Annotated in this window: 6 protein-coding genes; 3 read left to right on the top strand and 3 right to left on the bottom strand. The window is 70.0% G+C overall.

Going from position 1 to position 8,480, the window contains the following annotated elements:
- Positions 1-129: 129 nt before the first annotated feature.
- From ACFWI9_RS31330 to eccB, 3 genes are all read right to left on the bottom strand, one after another.
- The gene (locus tag ACFWI9_RS31330; protein ID WP_338673274.1) at positions 130-420 is read right to left on the bottom strand and encodes a WXG100 family type VII secretion target; all 291 of its coding nucleotides are present in this window, start codon (positions 418-420) and stop codon (positions 130-132) included.
- Between the two features lie 96 nt (positions 421-516).
- Complete coding sequence (locus ACFWI9_RS31325; RefSeq protein ID WP_338673273.1) at positions 517-828, bottom strand: WXG100 family type VII secretion target; 312 nt, start codon at positions 826-828, stop codon at positions 517-519.
- 269 nt (positions 829-1,097) lie between these two features.
- Positions 1,098-2,693 (bottom strand): type VII secretion protein EccB, encoded by a 1,596-nt coding sequence (gene eccB / locus ACFWI9_RS31320; protein ID WP_387167789.1) that lies wholly within the window; start codon positions 2,691-2,693, stop codon positions 1,098-1,100.
- Positions 2,694-3,171: 478 nt separating this feature from the next.
- On the opposite strand from eccB, the gene eccE reads away from it, so the two are divergent.
- The 3 genes from eccE (at position 3,172) to ACFWI9_RS31305 (ending at position 8,440) form a co-directional block, all read left to right on the top strand.
- Entirely contained in the window at positions 3,172-4,494 is a 1,323-nt protein-coding gene (gene eccE, locus ACFWI9_RS31315; protein ID WP_387167787.1) for a type VII secretion protein EccE, read from the top strand.
- Positions 4,494-5,339 (top strand): hypothetical protein, encoded by an 846-nt coding sequence (locus ACFWI9_RS31310; RefSeq protein ID WP_387167784.1) that lies wholly within the window; start codon positions 4,494-4,496, stop codon positions 5,337-5,339. Before eccE ends, ACFWI9_RS31310 begins: the two co-directional genes overlap by 1 nt.
- A gap of 209 nt (positions 5,340-5,548) precedes the next feature.
- A complete protein-coding gene (locus tag ACFWI9_RS31305; protein WP_387167782.1) occupies positions 5,549-8,440 on the top strand; it encodes an SCO5717 family growth-regulating ATPase in 2,892 nt (963 codons plus the stop codon).
- Positions 8,441-8,480 lie beyond the last annotated feature (40 nt).

Genomic DNA, 8,480 nt, shown 5'->3' with positions numbered 1-8,480 from the left:
AGCGTGTGGTGGTGGCCACGGCGACGCGGGCGCGCCCCCCCCCCCACCGGGTGGGCCGTCAGCCCCCGGCGGGCGGCCCCCCGCCCCCCCGATTCTCTTCATCTCACACCCTTCGGGTCGCCGACGGGCTCAGCCCCAGGTAGAGGCGTTGCTCTTCTCAGTGGCCTGGTAGCTCTCGGCCGCGCTCTGCAGCGCCGTGGCGATCTTCAGCAGGGTGGCGTGCAGGTCCGCGGCGGTCTGGTCCCACTCGCGCTGCTTGCGCTGGTAGCCCTCCTGCGCCTCACCCTCCCAGGTGTTGGCGACACGCTTGACGGCGGCCTCGAGGTCGTCCAGCTGCTGCTTGATGCGGCCGGCGGTCGACTTCACGTCGGTGGACGCGTTGGTGATGGTTGCGTAATTGACGAGGATTGACATCGTCATTCCCTTTCAGGAAGAAATCGAAGGAAGTCTGCTGAGATCAGGAGGACCTGAAACGCTTCGGGTGGAACCGAAGGGCTTCGGGCCGAAACGGCTCGATCAGCCGAAGTCGGACATGATCTTGCTGATCTCGGAGTTCTGCTGCTCTTCCGAAGCGGAGTAGTTGCTCCGCGTGGAGTCCACGGCTTCCTTGATATCGTTGAGGATGTCGCTCATCCTCTTCGCGTCGGCGTTCCAGCGGTCCTGGAGCTGGCGGTAGGACTGAGCCGCCTGGCCCTGCCACCCACCGGCGATCTGGTCGATCACTCCGTTGAGTCGACGGATCTCGCCCTGCAGCTGACCGTTCGCCGTATTGATGTCACCGGAGAGCTTGGTGAGTTCGTCCTCTGTTACCCGGAACTGGCCGGCCATGATGAACCTTCCCCCATGTCGTCGTTGATCCGGGAGACCCGTACAGGCGCCCGGATAAGCGCTCGCGCTCTTGAGCGCTTCGAACACTCTATCGTCAGCCTGTCATGCAACTCGCAGACTCGGCGAATTGCTTACATGGCTCGCACACTTGAGCAATCATCCTGTGACTTACTCGCGGTTCGTCGGTCAAGTACCCCTCTGAATACGCTGAGTTGGGCCAGAGAAGCCCATGGGCCGGAGTAGCTCCGAACCGGCAGTCCGGCACCGTGTCACTGGCCCTGCGGCTGCGCCGCGCTCCCGGTGTCCAGGGTCGGCCCCGTCGGGATGAACGCCGCCCAAGACTTCGGCACGATCACGGGGGTGGTGAGGTCCTCGTACCCCAGCCGCGTACGGGCCTTGTCGGTCTCGCTCGCCTCGCCCGTCGATGCGTCGCCGGCCGGGGAAGGCGAGTTCCCCGCCTTGTCCGCCTCGCTGTCGTTGTTCGACGGCAGTGAGTACCGCAGACCCGTGTCGGTGAGGAGGTAGAACCTGCCGCCACCTTCCGCCGCACCACTGACCTCCCGGAAGAGGAGGCCCGAGCCCGATGAGATGTACGCGCTCAGCGAGTCTTCGACCGCGTTCCTGGGATAGGCCTTCCCGGCCCAGGCGGCGAGCTGCGGCTTGCGGTCCGACCCGATGGTGCCCTTGTAGACACTGCACGAGGTCATACGGTCCTCTCCGGTGCCAGCCGCACCCGCGTTGGCCTGGCGGGGTACGACCTGTGGCCACCCCTGGTCCGCGTAGAAGCCCTCCGCCTCACCGTTGTTGGCGGCGATGATCTGCTGCCCGTTGACCGGGACCGGGGCGATCCGGCCGCCGTTGTCGTAGGCCTTCTCCGCGGCGGGCGCCCGCATCAGCAGAGCGGCCACGAAGCTGGTGACATTGGCGACCCTGTCCTTCAGGACGACGTAGTACTGCGTGCCCTGCGCGTCCTGGGCTTCGAGCACTCGGCCCACCGTGCTCGCCTCGTCGGGGAGCCCCTTGACGGAGGTCTGCTGACCGTTCGACGGGACCTCCGGGAAGTCGATCACACCGCCCGGGTTGAGCGTGAGCATCCAGTCATGGCTTACCCGCTGCGACTTGGCCTTGCTGCCGATGACGGCGGAGCGGAGCTGCTCCATGGTGGTGTCGCCGAGCCGCTTCCGGTCACCGAGCTGGAAGGCGTTCCCTCGGCCGTCGACCAGGAACTCCTGACCGGTCTTGCCGTCTTCGACGTACAGGGCCTCACTGGGATCCACCTTGCCCGCCCCGTCGAGCGACTTGGCGTCGGTGTCGTTGAGGACGAACACCGCGCGGTCGATGGCACCGGACGACCCCGGCACCGGGCGCTCGCACACCGCCCAGCTCTTCGGTTTCTGTGCGTCTTCCTTGGACGGCAGCCGGTCCGGGGCGTAGGGAATGCCGATCGTCGCGCCGTGCCGGATTCCGCTCTTGTCGATCTCCTTGGCCGGTACCTCGATGACCTTGCCCTTGCCCTTGTCGAGAAGCAGCTTCGCGGAGGCGTAGTTGAGGACCGGGTGGAGGACCTTCTCCACCTCGCCGTCCTTCGGGTCCGGGTCGAGGACCACGTAGCGAGTCGTGGAGTCGCTGTCGACGATGACGTACTCGCCCGGGGTGTCCCAGCCCTTGGGCGCCGCGGGCTTGATCACACCCCATGCGATGAAGCCGATCACCAGCACCACGCCCAGCGCGAGGCTGGGCATCACCGTGCGGATGGGACGTGGCGCACCCTCCTCCGAGCCACCCGGTGACGGCGCCAAGAACGCCGCGACGGTGCGCTTTCGAGCGAACGTGTAGGCGGCGAGCTCGTCCTGACGCTTTGCCATGATCCCCGTTTCTCCCGTTTGTGCTGCTCGATCGTGAAATGTGAAGGCCGATCGTGCGCGAAAGCCCAGCTCCACTCGGCAGAAGGCAGCTGCGCCGGAACCCAATTCGGGCCAAACTGCGCGAATCACTGCAAGTCACTGGCGCCGCTCGGCCCCGGCGTGCTTGACATGCACCTTCATGCCGTGCGGGGACCTACTATGCCTTGCGTCCCGGAGCGACGAGTCATCAGGTGGGCGGGCAGCCCAGCATCTTCACAGAGCTTCACCACAGCGCTCCCCCAAGTGGGAGACGCCCATGGCAGGGTGGCCATCGGGGTTTGGGTGTCCCGTGTGTCGCCCGGGGTTCCGCAGCGGGTACCGTTTGCCACTCGCATGGATGTTGTGGGCCATCGGTGCCCCTGGCCCGTCGCAGGGATCCGCGGACGGATGATCTCGCCCGACGAACGGCCACTACTTCGCGAAAGGGATGTCCCGGGGGATGACCAGCGCTACGAGCACCCGGCGCGTACGCCGCGCACAGCAGCAACAGGGAGGGCCGGGAGGCACAGGCACGCCGTTGGTTCCGGACGCCCCCGTCGCCGCGTCGCCGCGCACGCTGCCCCGTCCGGGCGGTCTCGGCCCGGTGCGGCTACAGCAGCTCGTTCTCGTGGAGGTCGCGGCGGCGGTCATGGTGGCCGCCTGGGCCGTCGGCGCGCCCTGGTTGCTGGCTCCGGCGGGTGCCGTGGCGGCACTTCTGCTGCTTCTCGCGGCTCTGCGCCGCGGCAGTCGCCCGCTGCCCGAGTGGTACGAGACGACGCGCGCCCTGACGCAGCGCCGGCGCGACGGCAAACTGCCCGTGCCGCCCGGGACCGACGCGATGCTCGCCCCGGTCGTGGAGTGCGACCCCGCGCTGCGGACGTACTCCTTCGTGTCCCGGGACGACCGGTCGATCGGCATGATCGGGGATGGGACCTTCCTCACCGCCGTGCTCTTCGTCCAGCCCGGTGACCAGCCGTTGCGCCCCGGTACCGGCGGACGGCAGCTCCCGCTGCGGCTGATACAGGACGCCCTGGAGGTCGACGGGATTCGTCTCGCCTCCGTACAGGTGGTGCAGCACACCCAGCCGGCGCCCGCTCCGCACCTGCCGCAGCAGTCACTCGCCGCGCGGTCCTACGGCCCCCTGCAGGCCCATTCCGGTTCTCCCGCCCTCCGGCTCACCTGGGTGGCCCTCAAGCTCGACCCCGAACTGTGCCCCGAGGCCGTCCAGGCCCGCGGGGACGGCGTCCCCGGCGCGCAGCGTGCGCTGCTGCGGGTGGCGGACCAGCTGGCGAGCCGACTGGCCGGAGCCGGTTTCAACGCGACCATCCTGGACGAGACCGAGTTGGTACAGGCCCTGGCGACGTCGAGCTGCCTCAATCCGCGCGCCAACGCCCAGCACGGCCAGGACGGGCGCGCCTCTCAGCGCCGTACGGTCGAGGCGGTACGGACCTGGCGGGTCGACGACCGGTGGCACACGACGTACTGGGTGTCCCGCTGGCCGCAGCTCGGCGGTAGCGGTGTGGCGCTGCCCGAGCTCGTCACACGGTTCACTTCGCTGCCCGTGCTCGCCACGACGTTCAGCACGACGCTGAGCAAAGCCGGCAACCGGGGTGTCGCCCTCACCGGGCACATACGTGTCACCGCGCGCGGCGAAGACGAAATAGGCCAGGTGGGCCGGGAGCTGGAGCGGGCGGCAAGTGCCGCGAGAGTCGGTCTGGTCCGTCTCGACCGGGAGCAGGTCCCGGGAGCTCTCGCCACTCTGCCGCTCGGAGGTACCTACTGATGTCACACCCTGCCCCTACCCTGCCTCCGGAGCAGCAAGGTCGAGCCGCGTCCGGGCGCACGCCCGCGCATGTGGCCTCGCCGACCGACACCGGCGTGATCCCCATCATCCGGCAGTCACCGGAACCGCAGCAGCAACGGCGTGTCTTCAGCCCGGGTTTCGGACTGCGCGGCCCGCGCCGGAACCGCCATGTCGTCACCGTCGACGAGCTCGCCGCGATCAGCATGCCGATCGGTGATGACGGTGTGATCATCGGCACCGACCCGGAATCGCAGCCTGCTGTGCTCGGCCTGTCCCGTCCGACCGCATTCGACGTCGTGCTGGTGGGTGGCCTGTGGCTCGCCCAGGTGCTGGTCTTGCGGGCCGCCGCAACCGGAGCACGCGTGGGGGTCGAGACCGGCCGTCCGCAGGCCTGGCAGCAGTTGGCTCAGGCGGCCGGCGGCGGCCAGCAGTGCGTGACGGTGTACCCGGTGGGAAGGGTGCCCGCGCAGGGTCCGTCCGTATCGAGTCCGGTCGTACTCATCCGGGACTGCGGGATCCGTCCGCCGCGCGGGCGGATAACCTCCGTGCCGTGGCAGGCGGTGGTGACGGTCCTGCCCTTCGTCAGCGAGCACGCGCCGCGCTGGCTGTCCCAGGCGCATCTGGTCGGGATCCAGCGCATTTCGCCCTATGAGACCGAGGTCGTACGTGACACGCTGGGCATCCCGGAGGAGTGCCTCGGGTACCTGCCGACCCTGCACGACAGCGCCGCGCTCTGGTGCACGCGAAAGCATCAGAAATTCGTCATGACCGAACCCACCGAAGCGGAGAGCGGCCTGCTCGGTGCGGCCCGCCGTATGGACTGACATATCGACATCCGCATACTCCGGGCGCGGACCAGCCGCGACCCGGAGGGCTTGCCGTTTCCGCTCTCACGGGGGCTTGTCCACCCCGCCGGGCGAGTGATTAGGCTGCTGTGGTGCGGTGACGATCGCAGTCGCGGGGACTCGCCACTCGGTCCGCCCGGCCGCGACGACGACCAGCTCATTAGCAGTGGCTGACCAGGAGGCAAGCAGTGAACAGGGATCGGTCCGGGTACAACGGCGGCCCTTCCTCGGAGGGCGACGATCACGAGGCGGATCTCACCGGCGAGTTCGAGATCGTCTACACGCCTCCCGCCTGGTACGCCCAGAGCACCCAGGGCGGCTCCACGCCCGGTACGCAGCAGAACGCCGGGCAGCAGGCTCCGGCCCAGGCCGGCTCGCCCACCGGGCCGCCCACCGGGCCCGCGGGTCAGGGCCCCCCACCGCAGGCTCCCCCGCCGGGGCGGCAGCCGGTCCAGCCCGCACAGCCGACTCCGGCCCAGGGCACATCCGGCGCGGACCAGCAGGGCCCTGCCACAGGTGACCACGGGCCACCGCGACATCAGCCGGTGCCGCACGGGGCCCCGCCCTCCAGCGGCCCGGGCGGGTACGGCTTCCCACAGCAGCAGGGCGCGCCGGGTGGATACGGCTTCCCGCAGCAGCAGGCATCGGCGCCGGGTGCCCCCGGCTTCCCACAGCAGCCCGCCCAACCCACGCCACCGGCTGCGCCGTCAGCACCGACGTCGGACACGTCCGACGGATACGGCTTCCCGCAGCAGCCCGCACCGGCGACAGCGCCCGCGCCCCCCGCGCCAAGCCCCGGCTTTCCCGTACTGCGCCCCGTCGGCACGGACGCCCAGGACAGCTCCTCGCCGGGCACCCCGGCGGAACCCGCCCCCGTGCAGCCCGTCCCCGTACACGAGGAGACGGACCAGCCGGAGACGGAGCAGCCGGAGACGGAGCAGCCGGAGACCGAACTCAACCACGCCGCAGCCGATGCCGAGGCGGCACTGCTGTTCGGCGGCGGAGACGATGGCACAGAGCCGGAGGATGAGCAGAACTCCCAGGCGGAGCCTGGTGATGTCGCCGAGGTCGTGACCGGAGCGGACGACGACGAGTCGGCTGACGCGGCCTCATCGGTCGCGGCTTCCGCCGAGCAGCCGCCTTCCGCGGCCGCACCGGCGTCCGCGGAAGCAGACCCGGCTCCCGCGTCGCCCGCCCAACCGCCCGTGGCTGAGGGGCCGCAGGCGCCGACGTCGTCGGCCGCTGTGGCGCCCCAGCACAACGAAGCGCTCCCGCCGCTGCCTCCGGGGTACGCCCCCGCGGCTCCTGCCCAGGGAGCAGCGCAGCCCCACGAGCAGGGCGCGCCCACCGGATACGGCTCGGCTCACGCCCACCCTCAGGCCCCAGCCCAGGTCTCGGCCCCGGCTCCGGCCCCGCCACAGGCCGATCCGACGGGTCAGCCCGCGCACCAACCCCCCGTTCACGGGGCGTTCGGTCCTGCCCAACCACTTCCGGGGTACCCCCCGCAGGGCGAGCAGCCCGCATCCGCTGACCCGCGGCAGGCGCACCAGACCGGGCAGTACGCCGCGCCTCAACCGCCAGGCGCTGCCTACGGCTACCCCCAGCAGCCGGTGCAGCCGAGCCAGCCGCAGCCCGGTTACGGTCACCCGCCTGCCCAGGCCCAGCAGCACGGGCAGGGCCCCTCGCACCCCCAGGCCCAGGCCATGCCCGGATACGGCTATCCGCCCGAGGCCGGCGGGCACGGCCAGGCGCAGCCCGCGCAGCACTATCCGGCGCCGGCCCAGCCGCACACACCGGTCCAGCCGCAACCGCAGCAACCCACCGCCTACGGCAACCAGGGCTGGACCGCCCCGCCCGGCCCCCAGCCGGGCGGACCCGGTAGCCACCAGCAGCAGGCCGCTCCCGGTACCCCGCTCGGCTACAACGCGGCGGTGGAGCTCTCATCCGACCGGCTTATGCGCAGCCAGCCCAAGGCCCGGAAGAACAACCAGGGTCCGTCGCGCTTCAAGTTCGGCGCGAAGAAGGAGGAGGCCGAGCGGCAGCGGCTGCTCGGGCTGATTCGGACGCCGGTGATGTCGTGCTACCGGATCGCGGTCATCAGCCTCAAGGGCGGAGTCGGCAAGACCACCACGACCATCGCGCTCGGTGCCACGCTCGCCTCCGAGCGCCAGGACAAGATCCTGGCGATCGACGCCAACCCGGACGCCGGTACCCTCGGTCGGCGGGTCCGGCGCGAGACCGGCGCCACCATTCGCGACCTGGTGCAGGCGATCCCGCAGCTCAACAGCTACATGGACATCCGGCGCTTCACCTCGCAGGCTCCTTCGGGACTCGAGATCATCGCCAACGACGTGGACCCGGCGGTCTCCACCACCTTCAACGACCAGGACTACCGCGCCGCGCTCGACGTGCTGGGCAGGCAGTACCCGATCATCCTCACCGACTCGGGCACTGGTCTGCTCTACAGCGCGATGCGCGGAGTCCTCGATCTCGCCGACCAGTTGATCATCATCTCCACCCCCTCGGTGGACGGTGCGAGCAGTGCCTCGACCACACTCGACTGGCTGTCGGCGAACGGCTTCGCCGATCTCGTCCAGCGGTCGGTCACCGTGATCTCCGGCGTCCGCGAGACGGGCAAGACGATCAAGGTGGAGGACATCGTCGCGCACTTCGAGACCCGATGCCGCGGGGTCATCGTGGTTCCCTTCGACGAGCACCTCGCGGCGGGCGCGGAAGTCGACCTCGACATGATGCGTCCCAAGACACGCGAGGCCTACTTCCATCTCGCGGCTCTCATCGCCGAGGACCTCACACGTACGCAGCAGGGCTTCGGAAACCCGAACATGCAGTACCAGCAGCCTCAGCAGGGTTACGCGGTCCCGCAGCAGGCAGTGCCCCAGCAGCCCTATGCCCAGCCCGGAGGTGTGCCGCAGACGGGCCAGGGCTGGCAGCAGCCGGGACCGGGGCAGGGTTATCAGCAGCCGGGACCGGGGCAGGGCTGGCAGCAGCCGGCGGCACCGCCGGCACAGGACCCGAGGCAGTCCGGCCAGGCGCCGCCCCCGGGCTGGACGCAGCAGTAGCGGTATTCGGATCGTGCCGACAACGCCGATGGGCCGGCAC

This window comes from Streptomyces sp. NPDC127084 (assembly GCF_042724175.1).
GTDB lineage: Bacteria > Actinomycetota > Actinomycetes > Streptomycetales > Streptomycetaceae > Streptomyces.
This window is presented reverse-complemented; position numbering and strand designations above follow the sequence as displayed.

Bases quoted from the DNA above. Each gene is read 5' to 3' on its own strand.
- ACFWI9_RS31330 (WP_338673274.1), bottom strand. From the start codon at position 420: ATGACGATGTCAATCCTCGTCAATTACGCAACCATCACCAACGCGTCC.
- ACFWI9_RS31325 (WP_338673273.1), bottom strand. From the start codon at position 828: ATGGCCGGCCAGTTCCGGGTAACAGAGGACGAACTCACCAAGCTCTCC.
- eccB (WP_387167789.1), bottom strand. From the start codon at position 2,693: ATGGCAAAGCGTCAGGACGAGCTCGCCGCCTACACGTTCGCTCGAAAG.
- eccE (WP_387167787.1), top strand. From the start codon at position 3,172: ATGACCAGCGCTACGAGCACCCGGCGCGTACGCCGCGCACAGCAGCAA.
- ACFWI9_RS31310 (WP_387167784.1), top strand. From the start codon at position 4,494: ATGTCACACCCTGCCCCTACCCTGCCTCCGGAGCAGCAAGGTCGAGCC.